Origin of the sequence: Pseudomonas sp. Bout1 (assembly GCF_034314165.1) — a bacterium.
Lineage (GTDB): Bacteria > Pseudomonadota > Gammaproteobacteria > Pseudomonadales > Pseudomonadaceae > Aquipseudomonas.
Genome location: NZ_JAVIWK010000001.1, coordinates 212,691 through 239,340, shown reverse-complemented (window position 1 = coordinate 239,340; position 26,650 = coordinate 212,691). Strand labels below are relative to the sequence as shown.

Genomic DNA, 26,650 nt, shown 5'->3' with positions numbered 1-26,650 from the left:
TGATGTCTAACTTGGCACAAACACCCCCCCAGAGTGATCTGGACGTCGCCCCGCTGTTGTTGCCCGCCAAGGTGCTGCGCAACGACGCCGAGGCCCTGAGCGCGGCTCATACGCTTGCCCAGGCTGCGCGCCTGCAAGCGGCCAGGCGCGATCAGCAACGCAAGCTGCCCTGGGCTGAAATCGAACACTTCACCCGCAGCGGCCTGGGCAGTATTTCCATTCCTCGCGAGTACGGCGGCCCGCAAGTGTCTTTCGTGACCCTGGCCGAAGTGTTCGCGATCATCAGCGCCGCCGACCCGGCGCTGGGGCAAATCCCGCAGAACCATTTCGGCATCCTGCATGTGCTGCAAGGTGCGGCCAGCGAGCGCCAGAAAAAGCAGCTATTCCAGAGCGTGCTGGACGGTTGGCGCATCGGCAACGGCGGCCCGGAACGCGGCACCAAGAACACCCTGGACCTCAAGGCACGCATCACCGTCGAAGGTGACGGCTACGTCATCAGCGGCCAGAAGTTCTACTCCACCGGCGCGCTGTTCGCCCACTGGGTGGCGGTCAAGGCGCTGAACGATGACGGCAAAGTCGTCATGGCGTTCGTGCGGCGTGGTACCGAAGGGCTGCGCATCGTCGATGACTGGTCCGGTTTTGGCCAACGCACCACGGCCAGCGGCACGGTGCTGCTCGATCAGGTGGCGGTAGACGCCGAACTGGTGGTGGAGACCTGGAGGCTGGGCGAATCGCCAGGCATTCAGGGCGCGGTTTCGCAACTGATCCAGGCCGCCATCGATGCCGGCATCGCCCGTGGTGCAATCGACGACACCATCAGTTTTGTGCGCGAACGCTCGCGGCCATGGATCGACGCCAAGGTCGAGCGGGCCAGTGATGACCTGTATGTGATCGCCGATATCGGCAAGCTGAAAATCGAACTGCACGCTGCCGAAGCCCTGCTGCGCAAGGCCGGCCAGGTGCTGGACCAGGTCAGCGCCGCGCCGATCACCGCGCAGTCCGCCGCACGCGCCTCGATTGCCGTGGCCGAAGCCAAAGTGCTGACCACCGAAATTTCCCTGCTCGCCAGCGAAAAGCTGTTCGAACTGGCCGGCAGCCGCGCCACCCTCGCCGAATTCAACCTCGACCGCCACTGGCGCAACGCCCGGGTGCACACCCTGCACGACCCGGTGCGCTGGAAGTACCACGCGGTGGGCGCCTATCACCTGAACGGCACTTTGCCTGCCCGGCATTCCTGGATTTAACCGACCAGAACACTTTTTCCACAAGCTTCTGGAGAATACACATGACCCATTCTCACCACGTCGCGGTTATCACCAGCGATGAACAAGCCCTTATTGTCGCCAGCGACCTGGCCGAAGACTTGCGCCGCGACAGCGCCCTGCGCGACCGCGAACGCCGCCTGCCTTTGCCCGAGCTGGAGGTGTTTTCCCGCTCCGGCCTGTGGGGCATCAGCGTACCCAGGGAGTTCGGCGGCGCCGGCGTCTCCAACGTCACCCTGGCCAAGGTCACGGCCCTGATTGCCCAGGCGGATGCGTCCCTGGGGCAGATCCCGCAGAACCATTTTTATGCCCTCGAAGTGCTGCGGGTGAACGGCAGCCCGGCGCAGCAAAAACGCCTGTACGCCGAAGTGCTCGCCGGCCAGCGCTTCGGCAATGCGCTGGCAGAGCTGGGCACCAAGACGGCCCACGACCGCATCACGAAAATTACCCGCGACGGCGACGGTTTCCGTATCACCGGCCGCAAGTTCTATTCGACCGGCGCGATCTACGCCCAACGTATTCCCACCTCCGTGGTCGATGAACACGGCGTGCAACAGCTGGCCTTTGTCACCCGTGACAGCCAGGGCCTGACGGTGATCGACGACTGGAGCGGCTTTGGCCAGCGCACCACCGGCAGCGGCTCAGTGGTATTCGATAACGTGTGGGTCGCGGCGCAGGATGTGATCCCGTTCCAGAGCGCCTTCGAACGCCCGACTACAGTTGGCCCGCTGGCGCAGATCCTTCACGCCGCCATCGACACCGGCATCGCCCGTGCGGCCTACGAGGATGCCCTGCATTTTGTGCGTACCAAAACCCGGCCATGGATCGACGCTACCAGCGATAAGGCCACCGAAGACCCGCTGACCCTGAAAAGCTTCGGCCACCTGAGCATCCGCCTGCACGCCACTGAGGCGTTGCTGGAACGCTCCGGTGAATTCCTCGACCGCGCCCAGGCCGACAGCAACGCCGACACCGTCGCGGCCGCGTCCATCGCAGTCGCCGAAGTGCGCGCCTTGAGCACCGAGATTTCCCTGGCCGCCGGCAGCACCCTGTTCGAGCTTGCCGGCAGCCAGGCGACTCTCGCCGAACACGGCCTGGACCGCCACTGGCGCAACGCCCGGGTGCATACCCTGCACGACCCGGTGCGCTGGAAGTACTTTGCTGTGGGCAACTACTACCTCAACGATGAAAACCCGCCACTGCGGGGGACGATCTGATGGCTAAGAAAAAGATCCTGCTCAACGCCTTCAACATGAACTGCATCGGGCATATCAACCACGGCCTGTGGACCCATCCACGGGACAATTCGACCCAATACAAAACCATCGAATACTGGACCGAGCTTGCGCAGTTGCTGGAACGCGGGCTGTTCGATGGGCTGTTCATCGCCGACATCGTCGGGGTGTACGACGTCTACCAGAACTCGGTCGACGTGCCGCTAAAAGAGGCGATCCAGCTGCCGGTCAACGACCCGTTGCTGCTGGTTTCGGCCATGGCCGCCGTGACCAGAAACCTCGGCTTCGGGCTCACCGCCAACCTTACCTACGAGCCGCCGTATCTGTTCGCCCGGCGCATGTCCACGCTGGATCACCTGAGCCGTGGCCGGGTGGGCTGGAACATCGTCACCGGCTACCTCGACAGCGCCGCCAAGGCCATGGGCCTCACCGAACAGGTCGAGCATGACCGGCGCTACGACCAGGCCGACGAATACCTGGAAGTGCTCTACAAACTCTGGGAAGGCAGCTGGGAAAACGACGCGGTGGTCAACGATCCGCAGGCGCGGGTGTATGCCCAGCCGGAGAAAGTGCACAAGGTCGAGCACAAGGGCGAGTTCTATCAGGTGGAGGGTTATCACCTGTGCGAGCCGTCGCCACAACGCACACCGGTGCTGTTCCAGGCGGGCAGCTCGGACCGTGGCTTGCTGTTTGCCGGGCGCCATGCCGAGTGCGTGTTCATCAGCGGGCAGAGCAAGGCCTCGACCAAAATCCAGGTGGACAAGGTACGTGCCAGCGCCGTGGAAGCCGGGCGCAACCCGGATGACATCAAGGTGTTCATGGGGCTGAACGTGATTGTCGGCACCACTGAAGAGGCTGCGTGGGCCAAGCACGCCGAGTACCTGAGCTACGCCAGTGCGGAAGCCGGCGTGGCGCATTTCTCGGCGTCCACGGCGATTGATTTTTCACAGTACGAAATCGATGAACCGATCCAGTACGTCAAGAGCAACGCCATCCAGTCTGCGACCAAGAACCTGCAAAACAACGACTGGACCCGGCGCAAATTGCTTGAGCAACACGCCCTGGGCGGGCGCTACATCACCCTGGTGGGTTCGCCGGCACAGGTGGCGGATGAACTTGAGTCTTGGATCAGCGAAACCGGCCTGGACGGCTTCAACCTGACGCGCATCGTCACCCCGGAAAGCTACGTCGACTTTATCGAGCTGGTAATACCCGAGCTGCAGCGCCGTGGCTCGTACAAGACCGCGTATGAGGCCGGGACGCTGCGGGAAAAAGTGTTCCACGGTACAGCGCACCTACCTGAACAACACACCGGTTCCACCTACCGCCACTGACCCCGAACTGTAGGAGCTGGCTTGCCGGCGATCGCGGTGGGTCAGCGAAATCTTCTTCAACTGACACACCGCAATCGCCGGCAAGCCGGCTCCTACGGTTGGCCGAGTTGCTCACACAAATTTCTTATGACTGGAAACCCTTTATGAAAAAAACATTACTCAGCCACCCAGTCAAAGCACTGGCGCTCGCCCTCGGACTGTTCAGCTCGGCGGTGTTCGCCGCCGATGCCCCCTTGAAAGTCGGCACCACCGCCGCGTTCGCGATTCCCCTGGAAGCCGCCGTCGAAGAAGCCGGTAAACAGGGCTTGAAAGTCGAACTGATCGAGTTCACCGACTGGATCGCACCCAATGTCAGCCTGGCGGCTGGCGATATCGACGTGAACTACTTCCAGCACATTCCGTTCCTGGAAAATGCCAAGGCTGCCGCCGGGTTTGACCTGGTGCCGTTCGCCCCGGGCATCATCAACAACGTCGGCCTGTATTCGAAGAAGTACAAAAACTTCAACGACCTGCCTCAAGGCGCCACGGTCGCCATTGCCAACGACCCGATCAATAGCGGTCGCGGCCTGCAACTGCTGGCCAAGGCGGGCTTGATCACTCTCAAGCCAGGCGTGGGCTACAAGGCCACCGAAGAAGACATCGTGACCAACCCGAAAAAGATCAAGATCCTGCAAGTGGAAGCCGTGCAACTGGTACGCGCCTATGACGACGCCGACCTGGTGCAGGGCTACCCGGCGTATATCCGCCTGTCCAAGACCTTCGATCCCGAGTCGGCGTTGCTGTTCGACGGCATCGACCACAAGGAATACGTGATCCAGTTCGTGATCCAGCCGAAAAGCAAAACCGACCCGCGCCTGATCAAGTTCATCGACATCTACCAGCACTCGCCGGTCGTACGCGCGGCTCTGGATAAATCCCTTGGCAAGCTCTACCAAGTCGGCTGGGAAGGCTGATCATGAGCGCCGCCACAGCACAACGACGCGAGTCGCAACCACCGCACCTGGACGCGCAGCAGACCGAGCTGCATCCGGCGCTGAACCATGCCCATGTGCGTTTTATCAACCTGGGCAAGACCTATGAAGGCCAGGCCGTGCCCGCGCTGCAAGGCATTGACCTGACGATCCAGCGCGGCGAAGTATTCGGCATCATCGGCCGCAGCGGCGCCGGCAAGTCGTCGCTGATCCGCACCATCAACCGCCTGGAACAACCAAGCAGCGGCCGGGTCTTGATCGACCAGGTCGACATCGGCGACTTCGACGAAGACCGCCTGGTCGCGCTGCGCCGGCGCATCGGCATGATCTTTCAGCACTTCAACCTGATGTCCGCCAAGACCGTGTGGCAGAACGTCGAACTGCCGCTGAGAGTCGCGGGCGTGCCCAGGGAGCAGCGCGAGAAAAAGGTGCGCGAGCTGTTGGAGTTGGTGGGTTTGCAGGACAAACACAAGGCATACCCGGCGCAGTTGTCGGGCGGGCAGAAACAGCGGGTGGGCATTGCCCGGTCCCTGGTGCATGACCCGCAAATTCTATTGTGCGATGAAGCCACCTCGGCGCTTGATCCCGAAACCACCCAATCGATCCTCGGCCTGCTGCGCGAGATCAACAAGCGCCTGGGCCTGACCATCGTATTGATCACCCATGAAATGGCGGTGATTCGCGAAATCTGCGACCGCGTGGTGGTGCTGGAACACGGCCACGTGGTCGAGCAAGGCCCGGTGTGGGAAGTGTTTGGCAACCCGCAGCACGAGGTCAGCAAAACCCTGTTGGCCCCATTGCAACATGGCCTGCCCGAAGAATTGCAAAGCCGCTTGCACGCCAACCCGGCATCCAGGGACGCCGCCGTGGTGCTGCGTTTGCAATTGACCGGCAGTGCCGAAGACGAGCCGGATTTGGCCGCCTTGTTCAGCGCCCTCGGCGGGCGCGTGCGCTTGTTGCAAGGCGGCGTGGAACGCATCCAGGGCCACGCGTTGGGGCAATTGCTGCTGGCGGTGAGCGGCTCGGCCCTGACCGCCGAAGAGCTGCGTACCCGCGCCGGGCGCTGGGCACAACAGGTGGAGGTGCTGGGCTATGTGGTTTGATCGTTTATTGCAGGGAGCCATCGACACGCTGTTGATGGTCGGGGTGTCGTCGTTGATCGCGTTGCTGGTGGGGATTCCGCTGGCGGTGTTCCTGGTGACCAGCGACAAGGGCGGCATCTATCAGGCGCCCGCCTTGAACCGGGTGCTGGGGGCATTCGTTAACCTGTTTCGCTCGATTCCGTTTTTGATTCTGATGGTGGCGTTGATTCCATTCACCCGGCTGATCGTCGGCACCACCTATGGCGTGTGGGCAGCGGTGGTGCCGTTGACCATTGCGGCTACGCCGTTCTTCGCGCGGATCGCCGAGGTGAGCTTGCGTGAGGTCGACCACGGCTTGATCGAAGCGGCGCAGGCCATGGGTTGCCGACGCTGGCATATCGTCTGGCATGTGCTGTTGCCGGAGGCGCTGCCGGGGATTGTCGGGGGCTTCACGATCACCCTCGTGACCATGATCAACTCCTCGGCCATGGCCGGGGCGATTGGCGCCGGTGGGCTGGGAGACATTGCCTATCGCTATGGCTACCAGCGCTTTGATACGCAGATCATGCTCACGGTGATTGTGCTGCTGGTGATCCTGGTGGCGGTGATTCAGTTGGGCGGCGATCGGTTGGCCAGGGTCCTGAACAAGAGGTGAGGTATAGTCGAGCCATCTCAGCGCCCGGTATTACCCGCCATGAAACTCGCCCCCGACGACCTCGACCAGATCACCTCCACCACCCTCGGCCATTACAACAAAGTGGCCGAGGACTTTCGTGAAGGTACCCGTGACCACGATGTGAGCCAGAACATTGATGCGCTGTTACGGCATATCCAGGGTGATGCGCCGTTTACCGTGCTGGATTTCGGCTGCGGGCCGGGCCGGGATTTGCAGACGTTTACCCGCTTGGGGCATATCGCGGTGGGGCTCGATGGTTCGCAGCGGTTCGCGCAGATGGCCCGGGAAGACAGCGGCTGTGAAGTGCTGCAACAGGACTTCCTGAAGCTCGATTTGCCCGCCGCACGTTTCGACGGGATCTTCGCCAATGCAGTGCTGTTTCATATTCCCAAGCAGGAATTGCCACGCATTCTTGGGCAATTGCATGGGGCGTTGAAGGTCGGTGGGGTGTTGTTCAGCTCAAACCCTCGGGGTGAAAACCAGGAGGGCTGGAACGGGCCGCGGTATGGCTCGTATCACGACTTGCAGGCGTGGCAGGAACTGCTGACGGCGGCGGGGTTTGTGGAATTGGAGCATTACTACCGGCCGGCGGGATTGCCTCGGGAACAGCAGCCGTGGCTGGCGAGTGCGTGGCGAAAAACCTAACCCCCCGTAGCAGCTGTCGAGCCCTGGCGAGGCTGCGTCAAGCGCACCTCGGTCACCGTGCCTGGCTCAAACTCGGCAGCGCGGCCAACGCAGCCTCGCCAGGGCTCGACAGCTGCTACGGAATAAATCGTCGGTGATTCATCGGAAACTAATACCGTCGAGCTGGTTGAAGGTCGGTCCCTCGGGGTAAAAACCAGGAGGGCTGGAATGGGCCGCGGTATGGCTCGTATCACGACTTGCAGCCGTGGCTGGCGAGTGCGTGGCGAAAAACCTAACCCCCCGTAGCAGCTGTCGAGCCCTGGCGAGGCTGCGTCAGGCGCACCTCGGTCCCGTGCCTGGCTCAAACTCGGCAGCGCGGCCAACGCAGCCTCGCCAGGGCTCGACAGCTGCTACGGAATAAATCGTCGGTGATTCATCGGAAACTAATACCGTCGAGCTGGTTGAAGGTCGGTCCCTCGGGGTAAAAACCAGGAGGGCTGGAATGGGCCGCGGTATGGCTCGTATCACGACTTGCAGCCGTGGCTGGCGAGTGTGTGGCGAAAAACCTAACCCCCCGTAGCAGCTGTCGAGCCCTGGCGAGGCTGCGTCAAGCGCACTTCGGTCACCGTGCCTGGCTCAAACTCGGCAGCGCGGCCAACGCAGCCTCGCCAGGGCTCGACAGCTGCTACGGAATAAATCGTCGGTGATTCGTCGGAAACTAATACCGTCGAGCTGGTTGAAGGTCGGTCCCTCGGGGTAAAAACCAGGAGGGCTGGAATGGGCCGCGGTATGGCTCGTATCACGACTTGCAGCCGTGGCTGGCGAGTGTGTGGCGAAAAACCTAACCCCCCGTAGCAGCTGTCGAGCCCTGGCGAGGCTGCGTCAGGCGCACCTCGGTCCCGTGCCTGGCTCAAACTCGGCAGCGCGGCCAACGCAGCCTCGCCAGGGCTCGACAGCTGCTACGGAATAAATCGTCGGTGATTCGTCGGAAACTAATACCGTCGAGCTGGTTGAAGGTCGGTCCCTGGGGTAAAAACCAGGAGGGCTGGAATGGGCCGCGGTATGGCTCGTATCACGACTTGCAGCCGTGGTTGGCGAGTGTGTGGCGAAAAACCTGACCCCCCGTAGCAGCTGTCGAGCCCTGGCGAGGCTGCGTCAGGCGCGCCTCGGTCCCGCGCCTGGCTCAAACTCGGCAGCGCGGCCAACGCAGCCTCGCCAGGGCTCGACAGCTGCTACGGAATAAATCGTCGGTGATTCGTCGGAAACTAATACCGTCGAGCTGGTTGAAGGTCGGTCCCTCGGGGTAAAAACCAGGAGGGCTGGAATGGGCCGCGGTATGGCTCGTATCACGACTTGCAGCCGTGGCTGGCGCGTGTGTGGCGAAAAACCTGACCCCCCGTAGCAGCTGTCGAGCCCTGGCGAGGCTGCGTCAGGCGCACCTCGGTCCCGCGCCTGGCTCAAACTCGGCAGCGCGGCCAACGCAGCCTCGCTAGGGCTCGACAGCTGCTACGGAATAAATTGTGGGTGATGCGCCGGATATGAACGCCGTTACGCTGCTCGCCGCATAACCTTCTCTCACCTCCCCGGAAAAATTCGCCACCAACCGCGTCCCATCGGCAAACGTGGTCTGCTGCACCTGTTTATCTTCCGTCAACCAGCGAAAATCGGTCATCGCCTGAGTCGCCAACCGCTCATGCAGCGGCCGGAAGAATCCATCCTGGCGCTGAATCACCGGCAAGCGCTGCTTCACCGTCGCCGCACTCAGGTGATACAGCGGCGGCACGTTGTAGAGCAGTTGCGTCAGTTCATTCTCGCGCCGCACATTGCTCAGTTTCAGGCTGTCGAATAGCCAGTGGTGCGTGGTGATAACCGAGCCGTGGAACACCGCCTGATACAACGGCAGGCGCATCGCCGGGTCGAAATAAACCGTGCGAAACGGCTCCTTCAACGGCACCGACTTGAAGAACACCGCCGGCTGTTCCGGCGGGTACCAGGCGCCAACGAAGTACGGCGACTGCTTGTCCTTAGTCATCTGCCGATCACCCCAGCCCAGCACCGGCGTTTGCATGCCGTGGGCAAACAGAATGCCCCGTGCGGTAATCGCATTACCGTCCTCCGAGCCTGCCGGCAACTTGAGCACGCTACTGATCCAGTGGGACGCGTCGATATTGCCTTCGGCATTCTGTGCCTGGGTCATGCTGGCGCCGGTGCGATAACTGTCGAACAGCATGCTGGTGGCGTAGGCGTCGAGGAACCACGCGTTGAACCCGGATTTGGCTTGCACCGCCTGGACCCGCGCTTCCAGCAACGGTCGCACGCAGCGCGGGTCGGTGTAGTGGCCAGACTTCTGGAAACCGGTCTTGAGCTGGCCACCCTTCAATACGATCGCGCACTCGTGGTAGGCCTTGCTGCCCAGGTGTGCGGTGATCCAGTCGGGGTTTTCAGTGGCGGACAGTGCCGTTTCATAAGAGTCGTAGGGCGCCATCAAGTAACCGGCGTCCACCCCGGCCTTGACCGCTTCAGGATGCCAAAGCCCGCCTTCCCAGCCTTCGCCCTGGGTTACCAGCAGCCGTTTGAGGCCGGCGTCTTTCAATGCGTTGGAGACCGACAAGGTGTTGCCCCAGGTCTGCGGCGTGGCGCTCAAGGCGCCGGCAAAGGCCACGGCCAACTCGCTGCGCAGTGCCCCATAGCCCTCAGCGAGTGCGGTCATGCCCGGCTCGGTGGAGCGCTGCCAGCCCTGCCGGGCTTTTTTGTTGATTGCTGCGTTCAATCCCCGCAGGAGCACGGCTTGCTCATACGGTTGCTTGACCTGCCGGACCTGCGCAGCCTCTTTGTCCAGCACGCCATTCAATTGCGCCGCCAACCCTTTGCCGCTGCGCAGCAATTTGAGCAGTTGCGGCCAATCGCGCACATCCTCCGGGGCCAGCAGGTCGTTGCCCCACAGGTAGATATGGCTGGCACCCAGCAATTTTCCCGCTTCCGGGGTTTGCCGCAGTTTGTCCGCCAGCGGCTCATAACGCCCCTGTGCTACCAGCCACTGGCGATAACGCTTGGCGCCGGCCAGCGGGTCGCTTTCGCCCAGGTGCAACAGCAGGGTCATCGGTGCCGCAGGGTCCAGCGTGGTGAACTCATGGGCCGCGGATAACGCCAACCCCGCACCATCTGCCCGCCAGTTCAGGCGGTTGTTGTAGGGGTTGGTCATCAGCCAGTTAAGGCTGAACGTGCCGTGATCAACCCCCCACAGCGGCAGGCTGAGGTCTTGCGTGGTGTTGACGTCGCCCTGCTCCAGCAGGAATTTTTGCCATACGCCATTGCCGGCCGGCACGTAATGCCCCTCGGCCAGGGGCCAGATCAGGCCGCGGCCCATCGCGCTGGCCGGCTGTCGCAAGATCGCCAACTCACCGGCACCACGGGCGGTGATCGTCAGGGCCAGGTCGCGTTGATCAAGGGTAGCGCTCAGGCGATAAGCCCCATCGTCCCATTGCCAGCTGGCGTGTTTGGCGCTTTGCGTCAGTTGGCCAACCGTGTGCGCGTCGACTCCATCGCTGGCTTGCACGGCATCGTGGTCAGCAGGCTTGGCACGAATCGCCAGGGTGGCCGGGTCGAGTTCGATGCGCCACAGGTTGTTTTCCAGTACGGTCGTGGCGCCCGCAAGGGGCGATAAAACCAGGCTGCCAATCAGCAGCCCGTGGCGCAACCAGTGGGTCATATTCAGGCCTGTTCGTGCTTCGGCTCCCGAATCTTGTACCAGGCCACATACAGCGCCGGCAAAAACAGCAGCGTCAGCAACGTCGCAATGATGATGCCGCCGATCATCGCATAAGCCATCGGGCCCCAGAACACCTCCCGGGCGATAGGGATCATGCCCAGGCTGGCCGCCGCCGCGGTCAGCAGGATTGGCCGGCGCCGGTGTTCGGTGGCTTCCACCACCGCATCCCACGGCGTGTAGCCGTCGCGTTCGTAGGCGTCGATCTGCGTCACCAGAATCACCGAGTTACGAATAATGATGCCGATCAACGCGAGAATCCCCAGGATCGCCACAAAGCCCATGGGCGTACCCGTGGGAATCAGCGCCAGTACCACGCCAATCAGCCCCAGCGGCGCAACGCTGGCCACCAGGAACATCTTCTGCACACTGTGCAACTGGATCATCAGGAAGGTCGCCATCAAGAACAGCATCAGCGGCACCACCTTGGCGATCGGGCCCTGGGCCTTGCCGCTTTCTTCCACGGTGCCGCCGGTGGCGACCTTGTAGCCCACCGGCAACCCAGCACTGAACTTGTCGATGTCCGGCTTGAGCTGTTTCACCAGGTCGGTCGGTTGCATGTCGTCGCGTACCGCCGCCTTGATGGTGATGGTCGGTTTGCGATCCCGGCGCCACACCAACGGCTGTTCAAGCTCATAGCGCACGGTGGCGAATGCCAGCAGCGGAATCGAGGTGCCGTTGGGCGTGACGATCTGCAGGTTCTGCAAAGTCTCCGGCGTACCGCGCTCGGCATCTTCGGCGCGGCCGACCACGTTGATCAGGTAGATATCGTCATGCACCTGGGTCACCGACGCACCACTGACCACGCTGTTCATCAACTGCGCCACGTCTTCCGACGACAGCCCCAGTTGCCGCGCCTTGTCCTGGGCGATGTCCACCCGCAGGACTTTGCCCGGCTCGTTCCAGTCGTAGATGATCTCGCCCATGTGGGTGTTCTTATCGAGCATCGTCGCCAGTTCGATCGCGTGTTTGCGCACCTGGTCGATGTCCTTGCCAGACACCCGGTACTGGATCGGACGCCCCACCGGCGGGCCCATTTCCAGTGGCTGCACAAAGCTGCCGACGCCGACAAAATCTTCCCGCAGGCGTTTTTGCAGGCGCGCAATCAGCGCGCCACGCTCTTCCAGGCCCTTGCTGACAATCACCAACTGCGCGTAGTACGGGTTCTCCAGTTGCTGGTCCAGCGGCAGGTAGAAACGGATCGCGCCCTGGCCGATGTAGGTGCTCCAGCGCGCGATGTCCGGGTCGTCCTTGATGATCGCTTCAAGGCGGTCGACGGCCTTGCGGGTCTCGTTGATCGAGGCGTTTTGCGGCAGGTTCAGGTCGACGAGGATTTCCGGACGGTCCGAAGACGGGAAAAACTGGTTCTGCACGAACTGCATGGAAAACACCGACGCCACGAACAACAGCACGGTAATGCCGATGGCCCACCAGCGGTTGCGCATGGCCCAGAGCATGCCGCCATTGAAGGCCCGGCCCACCCGGCCCGGCTCGGCGCTGTGGGGTTTGACCTTGCTGCTGAGGATATGCACCCCCAGCACCGGCGCGAACAATACGGCGACCACCCACGACACCAGCATCGCCACGGCAATCACCGCGAACAAGGTGAAGGTGTATTCACCCGCCGAACTGGCGTTAAGGCCGATCGGTACAAAGCCGGCGACGGTTACCAGCGTGCCGGTCAACATCGGGAACGCCGTGGAGGTATAGGCAAAGGTTGCCGCCTGCTCCTTGGTTTCGCCTTTTTCCAGGCGTGTGATCATCATCTCCACGGTGATCATCGCGTCGTCCACCAACAGGCCGAGGGCGATGATCAACGCACCCAGCGACACCCGTTGCATGGTGATGCCGCTGTATTCCATAAACACAAATACCAGCGCCAGCACCAACGGAATCGAACACGCCACCACCAAGCCCGCGCGCACACCGAGGCTGATAAAGCTCACCACCAGCACGATGATCACCGCTTCAAACAGCGCACTGGTGAAGCCGCCCACGGCCTCTTCCACCACTTCGGCCTGGTCGGACACCTTGTGCACGCCCACACCCACCGGCAGGTCGGCCGTCAGCTCATCCATGCGTTTGTGCAGGGCCTTGCCGAAGTCCTGGATATTGCCGCCCTTTTGCATGGCGATGGCCAAGCCGATGGCAGGCTTGCCGTTGAACCGGAACATCGGCGTCGACGGGTCGACATAGCCACGGGTGATTTGCGCCACATCCGCCAGTCGATAAAAACGGTCGTTGAGCCGCAGGTTGACGTTGGCCAGGTCCTTCTCCGAGGCGAATTGCCCGGAGGTGCGCACCGAAATCCGCTCCGGCCCGGCCTCGATTACCCCGGCCGGCGTCACCGCATTCTGCGATTGCAGGCTTTGCACCACCTGGCGCTGATCAATCCCCAGCGCCGCAAGTTTGCGGGTGGAGAAGTTCAGGTAAATCACTTCATCCTGCTGGCCGATCATCTCGACCTTGCCCAACCCCGGCACCGAACGAATCTCGGCGCGCGCTTGCTCGACGTAATCGCGCAACTGGCGCATCGACAAGCCATCGGCGGTAAACGCATACACCGAGCCGAACACATCACCGAACTCGTCGTTGAACGATGGCCCCTGCAATCCCTGGGGAAAGCTGCCGCGGATGTCGTCGATTTTCTTGCGTACCTGGTACCAGATCTCCGGGATCGCCTTGGCACTGGTGGTGTCCCGCAGGAACACAAACACCGTGGACTCACCCGGCCGGGTGTAGCTTTTTACGTAGTCGAGGGAGTCGAGCTCTTCGAGTTTTTTCTCGATGCGGTCGGTGACCTGCTTGAGGGTTTCTTCCTGAGTCGCGCCGGGCCAGCGGGTTTGGATCACCATGGTCTTGATGGTGAAAGACGGGTCTTCCTCGCGGCCAAGGTTCATGTACGAGAACACGCCCATCAACAGCGCGACGAACATCAGGTACCAGACGAAGGACTGATGCTTGAGGGCCCAGTCGGATAAGTTGAAGCTCCCTTTCATCGCGGGCTGTCCTCGTCGATTTTGACTTTTTGCCCAGGCTTCAGGCTGTTCACACCGGCACTCACCACGCGCTCGCCGGGTTTGACGCCGGCGTTGAGCAAGGCGCTGTCGGCGTCACGGCTGACGATGCTGACATCACGCGGTTGCACGGTCTGGCTTTGGGTGTCGATAACCCAGATGCGGGTCTTGCCGTCGGCTTCCTGCAAGGCGCTCAGGGGCAGCTCGATGCGCGGGGCGATGGCCGAACTCAGGGTCACGCTGATGGCGGTGCCGAGGCGAAACGCGGGCGGCGTTTCGGCCAGGGTCAGGCGCGCACGTCGGGTGCGGGTCGCGCTTTGGGCCTGGGGTTCGATCTCACGCACGGTGGCGGTGGTGCTGACGGTTGGGTCCATTTGCCCGGCGACCAGGAACACCACGTCGGGCGGCAGGCGCTCGGCGAGACCCGCAGGCAAATCGATGACGGCCTCCTTGATGTCCGGACGCGCCAGGGTCACCACTTGCTGCCCGGCGGCAACCACCTGGCCGGCCTCGGCATTCCACGCGGTAACGATGCCCGCGTGGTCAGTGCGCAGCTCGCTGTAGTTGAGCTGGTCCTTGGCCTGGTTGACCGAGGCCTTGGCTTGGTCAAGGGAGGCCTGGGTGGTTTTAAGGTCGGTCTGGGCGATGTCCAGTTGGGCCTGGGCGCCGACGCCCCGGCTGAACAACTCTTGTTGTCGACGTGCGTTGGCCTGGGCGTTGATCCACTGGGCCTCAACACGGGCCAGGTCGCCCTGGGCGGCACGCAACTGGTTCTGTTGATCGGTGGGGTCGAGCACGGCCAGCAACGCGCCCTGCTCCACTTCAGCGCCCACGTCGACCGCGCGCCGGGCGATACGGCCGGGCACACGGAAACCGAGGTTGCTTTCATAACGGGCCTGGATGGTACCGGCGAAGCGGCCGAGGTTTTCCTGGTCTTCGGATTTCACTTCAATCGACAGCACCGGGCGCACCGGTTCCGGCGCCGGTTCTTCCTTGGAGCACGCCATCAACAGCAGGCTGGCGGCAAGCATACACGTCAGCCGCTTCATGGCTGCACCCCTTGGGCCTGGGCCTGATCCGGCGGCTGGGCGATTTCCACGAGCATGCCGGGGTGCAGCAATTGCCCGCCGGCCACCACGACTTTTTCGCCACCCTTGAGGCCGTCGCTGATGATCACCTTGCCGGTTAGATAGCGCGCCACGGTGACCTTGTGCAGCTGCGCCTTGCCGTCGCCGTCAATCAACCAAACTGCCGGCGCACTGATGTCTTTGGTCAACGCGGCCCATGGCAACTCGATACTGGCCTTGGCCGGGCCATTGGCGGTGGCGCTGACCACCGAGCCCAATTGCATGCCCTTGGGCAGTGCATCAAGGGCGATCTTGACTTGCACCGTGCCGGTATTCGCAGCCACCGCCGGGGTGACTTCGCGCACCTTGCCCACGGCGGTAATCTGCGGGTTTTCCAGCAGGCTGACGGTGATCGGTTTGTCCGGTGGCGGCTCCACCAGCAGTGATTCATAGACGTTGAACACCGCGTCGCGCTCGCCATCCCGGGCCAGGCTGAAAATCGGCACGGTGGCCTGCACCACTTGGCCCACCTCGGCCTGGCGGGCCGTGATGATGCCCGGCGCATCGGCGATCAGCGAGGTGTAGCCCAACTGTTCACGGGCGTTGGCCAACTGCGCCTGGGCGGCGGTCAGCGCGCTTTGGCTGCTGCGCAACGCGGCTTGGGCGGAGTCGTATTCGCTGCGGCTGGTGTAGCCCTTAGGCAGGAGTTTCTCCTGGCGCACAAACGCGGCTGCGGTCTGTTTGACCCGCGCCTGCTCGGCGACCACCTGGGCCTGGGCGGAATCGACATTGGTCTGCAAGTCTTTCGGATCGAGCTTGGCCAACACCTGCCTGGCGCTGACGCCGTCACCGACATCCACCATGCGCTGGATGATCTTGCCGCCCACGCGGAATGACAGATCGGTCTGCACCCGCGCCTGGATATCGCCGGTCAAGGTCACGGCGGCCGCAAAGTCGGAAGACTTCACGGTCTGCACAAACACCCGGGAATGTTCTTTGGGTTCGGCTTTTTCCTGGCCGCAACCGCTCAACAGCGCCAGCAGGCCAAGGCCGAGGATAAATGTGGAGGTGGGACCGCCCATGCAGGCTCCTTTTGCGTGATGCCGCCGTGCCAGTGTCTATGCGACTGTGAGCTTAGAACAGGGTTCCTTATCTGCATGGAGAATCCCATACTCCAATGGTTCCCACGCCGATAATTTTTCCCATGCTCAAGACCCTCGCGGTGGCCAATTACCGCTCAATCAACAAATTGGTGGTGCCGCTGGATCGGTTGAACCTGATCACCGGCCCCAATGGCAGCGGCAAGTCCAACCTGTATCGCGCCCTGCGGTTGCTGGCGGAGACGGCCCAGGGCGGGGTGATCAACGCATTGGCCCGTGAGGGCGGGCTGGATTCAACCTTCTGGGCCGGGCCGGAAAACATCAGCCGGCGCATGCTCAATGGCGAGGTGGCGGTGGAGGCGAGCGTGTCGAAGGGAGCCAAGCGCTTGCGCCTGGGGTTTGCCGGGGAAGATTTCAGCTATGCGATCTCTCTCGGGTTGCCGGAGCCCGACAAACAGTCGTTCTTTACCCTGGACCCGCAGATCAAGAAGGAATGCATCTGGGCCGGCCACGTGTACCGCCCGGCGAGCCTGCTGGTACAGCGCTCCGGCCCGATGGTGCGAGCCCGGGATGGCCGCGCCTGGGATGTATTGGCCCAGCACACGCCGGACTACCACAGCCTGTTCGATCAGGTCGGCAGCCTGCGGGGTTCGCCGGAAGTGCTGCTGCTGCGCGAAAGCATTCGCGGCTGGCGCTTTTATGATCACTTTCGCAGCGACGTCGACGCCCCGGTGCGCCAACCGCAACTGGGCACGCGTACGCCGGTGTTGCATCACGACGGTCGGGACCTGGCAGCGGCGTTGCAGACCATCCGCGAGATTGGCGACCCCGAGGCATTGCAGCGGGCGATCAGCGATGCGTTTCCCGGGGCACGGTTGAATATCACGCCCTTGCAGGGTGGCCGCTTTGCCATCGAATTTTATCAGGAAGGGTTGCTGCGGCCATTGTCGGCGGCAGAGTTGTCGGACGGAACCTTGCGCTATCTGCTGCTGGTGGCGGCGCTGCTGACGCCGAGGCCGCCAACGATGATGGTACTCAACGAACCGGAAACCAGTTTGCACCCGGACCTGTTGCCGGCGTTGGCGCGTTTGATCATCCAGGTGTCGCAGCAGTGTCAGGTGTGGGTGGTGTCGCATGCCAGCCGCTTGATTGCGGCGTTGCAGCAGGATCACGGGTGCAACTCGATTGTGCTGGAGAAGGTGATGGGGCAGACGCAGGTGGTGGGGCAGCGGGTGCTGGATGAGCCGGCGTGGCATTGGCCGAGTTAGGCGGTGCCTGACATGGCCTCATCGCGGGCAAGCCCGCTCCCACATTTTGATTTGTGAATACATTCAAAGGTGGGAGCTGGCTTGCCTGCGATAGCGGTAGAACAGTTACCGCATAGTCAACCCTGCCACTTGCCGCCTTCAACAATCACGCTTTCCGGCTTGGTGTCATCGCTCAGTTCCTTGCGAACATACTGGTCATACAGCTTGAGCAAATACTTCTCTTCGCCCAGCTTGGCCAACTCGGTATTCACCCAGTCACGCAGTTCGATGTTGCCCTTCTTCACCGCCGGCGCAATCGGCGCTTCATCGCCCAATTTCTGCTCCAGCACACGGTAGCCCGGGTTCTGCTTGGCCCAGCTGAACAACACCAGGTTGTCTTGCGCATACGCATCACCACGGCCGGCCGACAGCGCTTGCAGCGACTCGGAGTTTTTCTCGAACTTCAGCAGTTTCCAGTCCGGGTGGTTCTTGGTCAGCCAGATATCAGCCGTGGTGCCGGTGGTGACGATGGTGGTGCGGGTCGCCAGGTCGTCCAGGTTTTTCACTTCGCTGGCGTTGGCCACCAGTGCCTGCACCGCCACTTTCAGGTTCGGGTTGGTGAAGTCCACCGCTTCCTTGCGCTCAGGTGTCACGGTCATGTTGGCGAGGATCAGGTCGACCTTGTCGCTTTGCAGGAATGGAATGCGGCTCGCCGGTTCCACGGCGACGAATTCAACCTTGTTCTCGTCGCCCAGCAGGTCCTTGGCAAAACGGCGGCCGATGTCGGTATCGAAGCCGACGTAGCGACCGGACTCGTCCACAAAACCAAACGGCGGCTTGTCGGTAAACACGCCGACGATCAGCTTGTCCCGCGCCTTGATCTTGTCGATGTAGCTCACCGCAGCCGGAGCCGGGGTGGCAGCAGCCGTCTTGGCGGGCTCTTCGGATTTGTTGCAGCCGGCCAGCAGAGCGAGGCCGAACAGGGGGAATAACAACGTGGCAGTTTTCATAGCAGCTCCAATTCCTTGGTTCTTTTGGGCAGTGTTGAAACGAAGGAGAACTTCTCCAGGAACTGCTGCGCGCGTGCGGTTTGCGGGTTCGTAAAGAATGCCTCAGGGGTGTTTTGTTCGAGAATGCGGCCGGCTTCCATAAACACCACGCGGTCGGCGACGGCGCGGGCGAAGGCCATTTCATGGGTGACGATCAGCAGGGTCATGCCGTCCCGGGCCAGGCCCTGGATCACTTCCAATACTTCCTTGACCATTTCCGGGTCGAGGGCGGCGGTGACTTCGTCAAACAGCATGACCTGTGGGTTCATGCACAACGAGCGGACGATGGCGATGCGTTGTTGCTGGCCGCCCGAGAGCTGGCGCGGGTAAGCGTCGCGTTTGTCGCAAAGGCCCACCCGCTCCAGCAGCTTTTCAGCCTGGGCACGGGCTTCGCGGGGCTCGCGTTTTTGTACTTTCAACGGGCCGAGCAAAATATTCTCGAGCACGCTCATGTGCGGGAACAGGTGGTAACTCTGGAACACCATGCCCACGTCCTGGCGTACCTGGCGCCAGTCGGTGGCCTTGTCCAGCAGCTCTTTACCGGCAAAACGCAGGCTGCCGCTGTGGGCCACTTCCAGGCCATTGAGGCAACGTAGCAAGGTGCTTTTGCCGCAGCCGCTGGGGCCGAGAATCACCACCACTTCGCCGCTTTGCACGCTCAGGTCGATGCCCTTGAGCACCTGCTGGTCGCCGAAAAATTTATTGAAACCCTGGAACTCGATCAATGCGCTCATGCGTGGGCCCAGCGCCGTTCCAGCACCTTGGAGGCGGCCGACAACGGGTAGCAGATAAAGAAGAAAAACAGGAACAGCGCGCCGTAGATCAACACCGACTCGTAGGTGCGCTCGATGATTTGCTGGCCGACCTTGATCACGTCCACCACACCGATCAGCACTGCCAGCGAGCTGGTCTTGATAATGCGGGTGTAGACGTTGATGGTCGGCGGGGTCATGCGCTTCAAGGCCTGGGGCAGCAGCACGTAGCCGTACAGCTGCGGGTCCGACAGGCCAATCGACAGGCCGGCTTCACGCTGGCCGCGGGGCAATGAATGCAGGGCGCCGCGCACCACTTCGCCCACTTCACTGGCGCCCCACAGCGACAACACCAGCACCGCGCACCAGAAGCTTGGGATGCTCAGGCCGAAGAAAATCGGCAGGCCGAAGAACAGCAGGTACAACCACACCAGCACCGGGATGGCGCGGAACAGCTCCAGGTAAATGCGCAGCACCAGGTTGATGGCTTTCGAACTCAGCGTGCGCAATACGCCATACACCACGCCACCAACGGTGCTGAAGGCGATGCTCAAGAATGAGATCGACAGGGTTTGCGCAGCGCCCTTGCCCAGTTGCGGCAACGACACCCAGAGTAATTCAAGACCCGAACTGGCCATGCTGGAGCCTCCTTTCAAGGCGGTTGAGCAGCAGCGACAGCGGCAGGAATAACAGCACGCAGATCAGCGTCAGCACGGCGAGCATTTCGTAGGTTTTGTAGTAGAGGGCGATGTAGCTTTTGGTGGTGTAGAGAATCTCTGGCACCGCCACGGCTGACACGATCGTGGTTTCCTTGAGCAGGAAAATGAAGTTCGCAAACAGTGCCGGCAGGCTGAGGATCCCGGCCTGGGGCAGGATCACATGACGCAGTAGCTGCCAGTGGGACAGGCCGATGGACTTGCCCGACTCGATCTGTGCCAGCGGCACCGCCTCGACACCGGCGCGCAGCACTTCGGTGAGGTAGGCGCCGCCAAGAAAGGTCATGGTGATGATCGCCGCCCAGAACCCGGAGATATTCAGCCCCAGGGCCGGCAACGCGAAGTAGACGAAAAACAGCTGGATCAGCAGCGGTGTGTTGCGCGCCAGCTCGACGTACAGCGCCACCAGGCGCCACACGTAAGGCGTGCGAAATACCAGCAGCGCGGCGTTGATCAAGGCCACCAGCATGGAGGTGCCAATGGCGATCAGGCCGACTTGCAAGGTCACGCCCACGGCCTTGAGAAACGCCGGCAGCGTGCTGAGGATAAATGCGTAATCGAAGGTCATCTCAAATCCCTGACGCCACAAGGGTAATGCGGCGTTGGTGCGGTCCGGTTCAGCGTGGGTAACGCTGAGTAGCGCCGACTTTAAAGGTATAAAAAATAAAATTTAAATACCGAAATAGCATATTGATATCACCCAAATAGATAACCTGCGGATTCGCGGTGCAGGCGGATGACAGCTACTGTTCTGCGCAAGGTAGGAACATTCTGTTTATCGGTGCTGCACTACAGGGATGAGCGGCGCAAGGCCAGACTGAAGGCCAATCACAAGCGAGAGAATCAGCGATGACAGAGGCAAAACCGATTGATCCGCAGGAACTGGTGAAGTGGCTGGTGGCGTTGCGCAGGGCCATTAACAGCCGAAATATCTGAGCTGACACAGTCCCAATGTGGGAGCTGGCTTGCCTGCTCCCACAGTTTTGACCGCATTCCAACCATAAAAAACGCCGACGCTGTAGAAGCCGTCGGCGTTTAAACCTTGAAGGAGGTTTTGGGGCTCGATCAGAACGCCGGCACGACAGCGCCGTTGTATTTCTTCTCGATGAAGGCTTTGACTTCAGGGCTGGTCAGGGCTTTGGCCAGCTTCTGGATCGCATCGCTGTCCTTGTTGTCCGGGCGGGCAACCAGGAAGTTCACGTACGGCGACTTGGCGTCTTCGATGATCAACGCGTCCTTGGCCGGGTTCAGGCCAGCTTCCAGGGCGTAGTTGGTGTTGATCAGGTCCAGGTCAACCTGGTCCAGGACACGTGGCAGCAGGGCCGATTCCAGCTCTTTGAATTTCAGGTTTTTGGGGTTGCTGGCGATGTCTTTCGGCGTGGCCAGGGCGTTGGTTGGATCTTTCAGGGTGATCACGCCAGCTTTCTGCAGCAGCAGCAGGGCACGGCCGGAGTTGCTGCCTTCGTTCGGGATGGCCACGGTGGCGCCGTCTTTGAGCTCAGAGATGTTTTTGATTTTTTTCGAGTAACCGCCGAAGGGTTCTACGTGCACACCGACCACGGTGACCAGGTTGGTGCCTTTACCCTTGTTGAAGTTTTCCAGGTACGGCAGGGTCTGGAAGTAGTTGGCGTCCAGACGCTTCTCGGCAACCTGCACGTTTGGCTGTACGTAGTCGGTGAAGACTTTGATTTCCAGGTCCACGCCTTCTTTGGCCAGGGTCGGCTTGACCAGCTCAAGGATCTCGGCGTGCGGGATCGGCGTAGCGGCTACCACCAGTTTCTCGTTGGCCTGGGCGAAGCTTGCAGTCAGGGCAGCCGCCAGTGCGGTAAACAACAGAACCTTTTTCATGCAGTGTCCTTATCGAAAATCTGGGTCGTCTCTGACGGCCGCTTTTTAGTTGAGTGCCAGCGAAGTGCTATCGCGGCGTGAAGCGGACAATACCGAGGTTTTTTATTCCAGAACAATACTTTTTATTCACTTTGATATTCCATTTTGTTCATGTAGGTGCCCGGCTTGCCGGCGATGGCGGTCTTGAGCCTTGCGATGCTCCTGAGGACGCCATCGCCGGCAAGCCGGGCTCCTACAAAACAGCGTGTTCTTTCAGATAGCTTTTCAGGGCTTCAACCTCGGCAGCGCTGGCGTGGCCAAGAATTCGCCGCACCTGCTCCACAGGCGAACCCGCCACGGGCAGGTTCAAATGCGCCGGCAAAATCTCGTCGCCACTGCTGACCAGCAGGGCAAAGTGAATCACGTTCTCCAACTCCCGCGTGTTGCCCGGCCAGCTGTGATGCTCCAGTACGCGTTGGGCTTCGTCGCTGATCAGCGGTACCGGCAAGTCGAGGCGCTGGCTGTAGATGCCGAGGAAATACTCGGCCAGTGACAGAATGTCGCCCACCCGCTCGCGCAGTGCCGGCAGCTCCAGCTGGCCTTCGCTTAGGTAATGAAACAAGCGCTCGTGAAACTTGCCGGCCGCCACGGCCTGGGCGAGGTCGATGCTGGTGGCGGCCACCAGCCGCACATCGACCGGGCTTGGCTGATGGGCACCGACACGGGTGACTTCGTGGTTTTCCAACGCCGCCAGGAGTTTGACCTGGATTGGCAACGGCAAGTCGCCGATTTCATCCAGGTACAGCGTGCCGCCGTTGGCCGAGCCAAACCAGCCGGCGCGGCTGCTGGCTGCGCCGCTGTGGGCGCCTGCGGCATAGCCGAACAATTCGGCGTCGGCGTAAGTCGGGCTGATGGCGCCGCAATTGACCGAGACAAACAAGCCGGTGCGGTCGCTGCCACGGTGGATGTGACGCGCGAGCAATTCCTTGCCGCTGCCGGTTTCGCCACGGATCAGCACGGGCAAGGCGCGGGGGGCGAGGTTTTCGAGGTCTTCACGCAGTTGGCGCGAACGCGGGTCGACAAACACCAGCGCCTTGGCGCGAATGCTCAGGGGGCTTTTTTCGGCGTCGGGGAAGGTCAACAGTGGCTGACCGAAGGTTTCATGCAGGCTCATGGCAGACTCCCGCCCCATCCACGAAGGGGAAGGGGCGTTTAAAAAATTTTATGCACGGCGCCGGGAGTGATGTTCCAGGCGATTTTGCAGGCGGTAGAGGTAGGCGAAGCCTTGTTCCCAGCGTTGATGGCCGGACTTCACATTGATGTGCCCGGCACCCGCGAGAATTCCCGATTCGGCGCCCCAGTTACGTGCCAGTTCCAGCGCACGAGGTGCGCTGACGGCGCTGTCGTTGTCGGAGCTGACGACCTGGCTTGGGAACGGCAACAGGTGGTTGGGGATTGGCGCGAAATTACGCAGGGCGGGGGCGCAGGCGGGGCGTTCGACATCTGCCGGGGCCACCAGCAAGGCGCCGCGGACCTGACGCAGAAACTGCGCTGGGGCGGTGGCGGCCCAATGGGCAACGGTGATGCAGCCCAGGCTGTGGGCAATCAAAATCACCGGGGTGCTGTCGGCGGCGATGGCTTCGGCCAGGGCTGCTACCCAGTCTTCACGGCGTGGGGTGAGCCAGTCGGCCTGCTCCACGCGGGCGCTGTTGGGCAGGCTGTTCTGCCAATGACTTTGCCAATGATCTTCTGGCGATCCTTGCCAGCCCGGCACGATCAGATAACGAATCGACTCGCTGTGCATGGGTGTGCCCTCCTGCAGCGTTTAACGTTGTGGGTCAGTATAGGCACGGGGTATATATTCGTTAAGGAATAAGAAGCTATTTGTTAATAACCAAAATGACGGACTGAGGGAGGTGTGGGGGTTTAGGGTACATATCCGTTATTTAGGTAAGGGCTGCTATTGGTTCCGCTCTTACAGCGGGTCACTTTTGAAAAGCGCAAAAGTAACCAAAACGCTCTGCCCCGCCTGTCGGCACCTCGCTTAGGCTCGGTGTGCCCTCACTCCGGCATTGCTCCGCGGGCCGCCGCGACGGCCCGTCCCTGGCCCGTCGCGGCTAAACCGGCGTCCTGCCGGTTTACCCGCTCCTCAATCCCTGCGTTCGGCCTCGGGCTGAATGGGGCAGTCAGATCAAGATCAAGAGCAAGAGCACGGCGGCCTGAAAGCCGACCTGAGTGTTAAAAGCCAAGGCAAAAGCTGTAGGAGCTGGCTTGCCGGCGATGCAGGCGACTCGGTCTTTCAGATACACCGAGTTGATGCCATCGCAGGCAAGCCAGCTCCCACATTGGAACCGTGCCCGCTGTTGATTTTGCTGTTGCTTTTAACACTCAAGCCGGCCTGTAGGCCGCTGTGTTTTTGATCTGCTTGTGATCTTGATCTTAGGCGCCCCGTCAACCACGCTGGCCGAACGCAGGCTTTGGAGCGTGGGTAACCCGGCAGGACGCCGGGTTAGCCGTCCTGGGCCAAGGATGGCCCATGACGGCGGCCCACGCTCCAAAGCCGGAGTGAGGGCACACCGAGCCTAAGCGAGGTGCCGAGTGGTGGGGCAAGAGCGTTTTGCTTACTTTTGCGCTGTTCAAAAGTGAGCCGCTGTAAGAGCGGAACCCATCTAAGCCATCACCCAAATAACGGATATGTACCCCCGACCCGCAGGCAAAAAAAAGGCCGCACCCTGCCAAGGAAACGGCCAAAAAAATTGTCGAGGCATTTGAACCTAACGCGCAGTAATCACCGACAGCTTGGTAATCCCCGCCCGTTCGATAGACGCCATGGCTCGCGCCACTTCGCCGTAATTCACTCCATCGTCAGCCTGCAGTTGCACCCGAACATCCGGGTCCTTGGCCTTGGCCGACTGCAGGTTGAATTCCAGCAAATCCGGCTGGATTTCATCCTTGTTGATAAACAGTTTGCCGGCCGCATCAATACTCACCACCAGCGGGTCTTTCTGCTCCACCGGAGCCACCGCCTCAGTCTTGGGCAAGTTGATCGGAATCGCGTTGGTCAACAGCGGCGCGGTGACGATAAACACCACCAGCAGCACCAGCATCACGTCCACCAGCGGCGTGACGTTGATCTCGCTCAACACCTCATCACTGTCTTGCGTGGAGAAGGCCATCTCAGGACGCCTCCTTCACTTTTTGCGCGCCGCCCTGGGCACCCGCTTTGTTCAGCGTCGGGTGCAGCAGCACACGGAAGGAGTTCTTCTGCGCCAGGCTGTAGAAGTCGTGAGCGAAGTCATCAAGGTCAGCGGCGGTGAGTTTCAGGCGACGCAGGAAGTAGTTGTAGACCAGCACCGCCGGTACTGCGACCGCAATACCCACGCCAGTGGCGACCAGCGCCGCACCGATCGGGCCGGCCACGGTTTCGAGGCTGGCGGAGCCGGCGGCGCTGATGCCCTTGAGGGCTTCCATGATGCCCCACACAGTGCCGAACAGGCCGATAAACGGCGAAGTGCTGCCGATACTCGCAACCACGGCCAGGCCGGTTTCCAGAGAACGACGCTCACGTACGATCTGTTGGCGCAGTGCTCGTTCGAGGCGGTCCTGGTGGTTGATCGCCTGGCTCAAGTCAGCAGCATGGGGCGCCTCACCGACCTGGATCGCCGCGTAACCGGCCTGGGCCACACGGGCAGCCGCGCCGGGCCTGGTTTCAGCGAGTTCGGCGGCCGAGTCCAGACTGGATGCGGCCCAAAACTGTTTGTGGAACTTGCGATCCTGGGACTTGAGGCGGCCGAACTGCACGCCCTTGAGCAGGGCCAGGCCCCAGGTGGCGACCGAAAAGACCACCAGCAGCCAGATGACCGCGCTTTCGATGGATTCAGTTGGAGATGCTAATGCCATGATGTTTTCCCTCTGTGCAGGTCGCGATGTGTCCAACACACCGCCTCCCAATAATTAATGAATCTTGAAATCGATCGGTACGCTGACCCAGCCGTCCTGGGCCACATCGCCCTGCTTGGCCGGTACAAAACTCCAGCGCTTCACGGCAGCCAACGCGGCTTCGTCGAGTTGCTGGCGACCACTGCTTTTCTGAATCTGGATCTCACCCGGCTTGCCGGTGGCCAATACATGCACCCGCAACAACACCGTGCCTTCCCAACCCCGGCGCTGGGCCAGTGACGGGTATTCGGGCGCCGGGTTCTTCAGGTAGGCGGCGTTGGCCGAGGCCGGTGTGACTGGCGCTGGTGCAGGCGGTGCTGGTGCCGGAGCCGGCGGCGCTGGTACCGGCGGCGCGGGCGGCTGCTCGGCGACAGGCTTGGGCGCCGGCTTGGGCACGGTTTTTTGTACCGGCTTGGGTTTCGGAATCTTTTTCGGCGCCGGCTTGGCGGCCAACTCATCGACCACCGGTGGCGGTGGCTCCACAACAGGTGGCGGCGGTGGCGGCGGCACGGGGGTGGCGGCTCTACAACCGGCGGGGCCGGCTGGGAAAACTCGATCGTCATTGGCGGGATTTCCGGCGGCACAATCGGCAACGCCGGGGTTGGCTTCTGGCTGACCCAATAGATCACCGCACCATGCAAGGCCAACGCGAGAATCCCCAACAGGATCGCTTCACGCCGGCTTAACACACCCTTGGGGGTTTTCTGCGTACGCAACTGCCCCAACGGCGCGCGATGCGGCCGGCCAAGGTCGACCAACTCACCACCCGGTGCCTGGCGCCACTGCGCCTCTTGTGCACTGGCGGCGGTCTGGACATTGCCCATTGATTAACTCCCCTGCGGTCTTAAGCAAAAAAACCGACGGGCCTGCCTTGGCGGCCGTCGAGGGCTGAATCATCGGGGCCAGACGCTTATCTCTTAAAGTAATCTTTAAAGTTATACATAGATCCAAATTGAATAAACGAAACATCCAGATACGCCGAGGCC

General features: G+C 61.6%; 21 protein-coding genes and 6 pseudogenes. 13 read left to right on the top strand and 14 right to left on the bottom strand.

Translation table 11 applies throughout. The features are described 5' to 3' along the window. The first annotated feature begins 2 nt into the window (after positions 1 to 2). The 12 genes and pseudogenes from RGV33_RS01090 to RGV33_RS34085 form a co-directional block, all read left to right on the top strand. The gene (locus tag RGV33_RS01090) at positions 3 to 1,244 is read left to right on the top strand and encodes an SfnB family sulfur acquisition oxidoreductase (RefSeq protein ID WP_322142758.1); all 1,242 of its coding nucleotides are present in this window, start codon (positions 3 to 5) and stop codon (positions 1,242 to 1,244) included. A 41-nt stretch (positions 1,245 to 1,285) separates the two neighbouring features. After that, positions 1,286 to 2,479, top strand: coding sequence for an SfnB family sulfur acquisition oxidoreductase (locus tag RGV33_RS01085; RefSeq protein WP_322142757.1), 1,194 nt, complete (start codon positions 1,286 to 1,288; stop codon positions 2,477 to 2,479). Continuing rightward, positions 2,479 to 3,831, top strand: coding sequence for an LLM class flavin-dependent oxidoreductase (locus RGV33_RS01080; protein ID WP_322142756.1), 1,353 nt, complete (start codon positions 2,479 to 2,481; stop codon positions 3,829 to 3,831). Before RGV33_RS01085 ends, RGV33_RS01080 begins: the two co-directional genes overlap by 1 nt. Positions 3,832 to 3,974: 143 nt before the next feature. Continuing rightward, on the top strand, positions 3,975 to 4,784 hold the full coding sequence (locus RGV33_RS01075; RefSeq protein WP_322142755.1) for a MetQ/NlpA family ABC transporter substrate-binding protein: 810 nt from the start codon (positions 3,975 to 3,977) through the stop codon (positions 4,782 to 4,784). A 2-nt stretch (positions 4,785 to 4,786) separates the two neighbouring features. Further along, the gene (locus RGV33_RS01070; RefSeq protein WP_322142754.1) at positions 4,787 to 5,905 is read left to right on the top strand and encodes a methionine ABC transporter ATP-binding protein; all 1,119 of its coding nucleotides are present in this window, start codon (positions 4,787 to 4,789) and stop codon (positions 5,903 to 5,905) included. After that, positions 5,895 to 6,539: a methionine ABC transporter permease gene (locus RGV33_RS01065; protein WP_003211840.1), complete on the top strand. Its 645-nt coding sequence runs from the start codon at positions 5,895 to 5,897 to the stop codon at positions 6,537 to 6,539. The genes RGV33_RS01070 and RGV33_RS01065 overlap by 11 nt, the downstream gene beginning before the upstream one ends. Positions 6,540 to 6,578: 39 nt before the next feature. After that, the gene (locus RGV33_RS01060; RefSeq protein WP_322142753.1) at positions 6,579 to 7,205 is read left to right on the top strand and encodes a class I SAM-dependent methyltransferase; all 627 of its coding nucleotides are present in this window, start codon (positions 6,579 to 6,581) and stop codon (positions 7,203 to 7,205) included. Positions 7,206 to 7,378: 173 nt separating this feature from the next. Further along, positions 7,379 to 7,480, top strand: a pseudogene (locus tag RGV33_RS34105) (SAM-dependent methyltransferase); the annotation flags it as partial. A 172-nt stretch (positions 7,481 to 7,652) separates the two neighbouring features. Then, positions 7,653 to 7,754 (top strand): annotated as a pseudogene (locus RGV33_RS34100) (SAM-dependent methyltransferase); the annotation flags it as partial. A gap of 173 nt (positions 7,755 to 7,927) precedes the next feature. Then, a pseudogene (locus tag RGV33_RS34095) lies at positions 7,928 to 8,029 on the top strand (SAM-dependent methyltransferase); the annotation flags it as partial. A 177-nt stretch (positions 8,030 to 8,206) separates the two neighbouring features. Then, positions 8,207 to 8,302 (top strand): annotated as a pseudogene (locus tag RGV33_RS34090) (SAM-dependent methyltransferase); the annotation flags it as partial. Between the two features lie 172 nt (positions 8,303 to 8,474). After that, positions 8,475 to 8,576: pseudogene (locus RGV33_RS34085) on the top strand (SAM-dependent methyltransferase); the annotation flags it as partial. A gap of 97 nt (positions 8,577 to 8,673) precedes the next feature. On the opposite strand, the gene RGV33_RS01055 reads toward RGV33_RS34085, so the two are convergent. From RGV33_RS01055 to RGV33_RS01040, 4 genes are read right to left on the bottom strand one after another with little or no spacing between them, the layout of a single operon-like run. Then, positions 8,674 to 10,893 carry a glycoside hydrolase gene (locus RGV33_RS01055; RefSeq protein ID WP_322142752.1) on the bottom strand — a complete coding sequence of 740 codons (2,220 nt, stop codon included), beginning with the start codon at positions 10,891 to 10,893 and terminating at the stop codon, positions 8,674 to 8,676. 2 nt (positions 10,894 to 10,895) lie between these two features. Then, on the bottom strand, positions 10,896 to 13,949 hold the full coding sequence (locus tag RGV33_RS01050; protein WP_322142751.1) for an efflux RND transporter permease subunit: 3,054 nt from the start codon (positions 13,947 to 13,949) through the stop codon (positions 10,896 to 10,898). After that, a complete protein-coding gene (locus RGV33_RS01045) occupies positions 13,946 to 15,016 on the bottom strand; it encodes an efflux RND transporter periplasmic adaptor subunit (protein ID WP_322142750.1) in 1,071 nt (356 codons plus the stop codon). The genes RGV33_RS01050 and RGV33_RS01045 overlap by 4 nt, the downstream gene beginning before the upstream one ends. Next, positions 15,013 to 16,116 (bottom strand): efflux RND transporter periplasmic adaptor subunit, encoded by a 1,104-nt coding sequence (locus RGV33_RS01040; protein ID WP_322142749.1) that lies wholly within the window; start codon positions 16,114 to 16,116, stop codon positions 15,013 to 15,015. The genes RGV33_RS01045 and RGV33_RS01040 overlap by 4 nt, the downstream gene beginning before the upstream one ends. A gap of 122 nt (positions 16,117 to 16,238) precedes the next feature. On the opposite strand from RGV33_RS01040, the gene RGV33_RS01035 reads away from it, so the two are divergent. Next, on the top strand, positions 16,239 to 17,402 hold the full coding sequence (locus RGV33_RS01035; protein ID WP_322142748.1) for an AAA family ATPase: 1,164 nt from the start codon (positions 16,239 to 16,241) through the stop codon (positions 17,400 to 17,402). A 116-nt stretch (positions 17,403 to 17,518) separates the two neighbouring features. Here RGV33_RS01035 and RGV33_RS01030 read toward each other — a convergent pair whose 3' ends face one another. From RGV33_RS01030 to RGV33_RS00985, 10 genes and pseudogenes are all read right to left on the bottom strand, one after another. Then, entirely contained in the window at positions 17,519 to 18,391 is an 873-nt protein-coding gene (locus RGV33_RS01030; RefSeq protein WP_322142747.1) for a transporter substrate-binding domain-containing protein, read from the bottom strand. Beyond that, positions 18,388 to 19,164 (bottom strand): amino acid ABC transporter ATP-binding protein, encoded by a 777-nt coding sequence (locus tag RGV33_RS01025; RefSeq protein WP_322142746.1) that lies wholly within the window; start codon positions 19,162 to 19,164, stop codon positions 18,388 to 18,390. Before RGV33_RS01025 ends, RGV33_RS01030 begins: the two co-directional genes overlap by 4 nt. Next, positions 19,161 to 19,820: an amino acid ABC transporter permease gene (locus RGV33_RS01020; protein ID WP_322142745.1), complete on the bottom strand. Its 660-nt coding sequence runs from the start codon at positions 19,818 to 19,820 to the stop codon at positions 19,161 to 19,163. Before RGV33_RS01020 ends, RGV33_RS01025 begins: the two co-directional genes overlap by 4 nt. After that, complete coding sequence (locus RGV33_RS01015) at positions 19,801 to 20,466, bottom strand: amino acid ABC transporter permease (RefSeq protein ID WP_322142744.1); 666 nt, start codon at positions 20,464 to 20,466, stop codon at positions 19,801 to 19,803. Before RGV33_RS01015 ends, RGV33_RS01020 begins: the two co-directional genes overlap by 20 nt. Before the next feature lie 497 nt (positions 20,467 to 20,963). Beyond that, a complete protein-coding gene (locus RGV33_RS01010) occupies positions 20,964 to 21,746 on the bottom strand; it encodes a MetQ/NlpA family ABC transporter substrate-binding protein (RefSeq protein ID WP_063033612.1) in 783 nt (260 codons plus the stop codon). A 232-nt stretch (positions 21,747 to 21,978) separates the two neighbouring features. After that, positions 21,979 to 22,899, bottom strand: a complete 921-nt coding sequence (locus RGV33_RS01005) for a sigma 54-interacting transcriptional regulator (RefSeq protein ID WP_322142743.1) — start codon at positions 22,897 to 22,899, stop codon at positions 21,979 to 21,981. A gap of 48 nt (positions 22,900 to 22,947) precedes the next feature. Then, positions 22,948 to 23,529, bottom strand: a complete 582-nt coding sequence (locus RGV33_RS01000) for an alpha/beta hydrolase (protein WP_322142742.1) — start codon at positions 23,527 to 23,529, stop codon at positions 22,948 to 22,950. Positions 23,530 to 24,499: 970 nt separating this feature from the next. Beyond that, a complete protein-coding gene (locus RGV33_RS00995) occupies positions 24,500 to 24,901 on the bottom strand; it encodes an ExbD/TolR family protein (protein ID WP_003218118.1) in 402 nt (133 codons plus the stop codon). 1 nt (position 24,902) lies between these two features. Next, entirely contained in the window at positions 24,903 to 25,628 is a 726-nt protein-coding gene (locus tag RGV33_RS00990) for a MotA/TolQ/ExbB proton channel family protein (RefSeq protein WP_088424038.1), read from the bottom strand. Positions 25,629 to 25,679: 51 nt separating this feature from the next. Continuing rightward, a pseudogene (locus RGV33_RS00985) lies at positions 25,680 to 26,488 on the bottom strand (energy transducer TonB). Positions 26,489 to 26,650 lie beyond the last annotated feature (162 nt).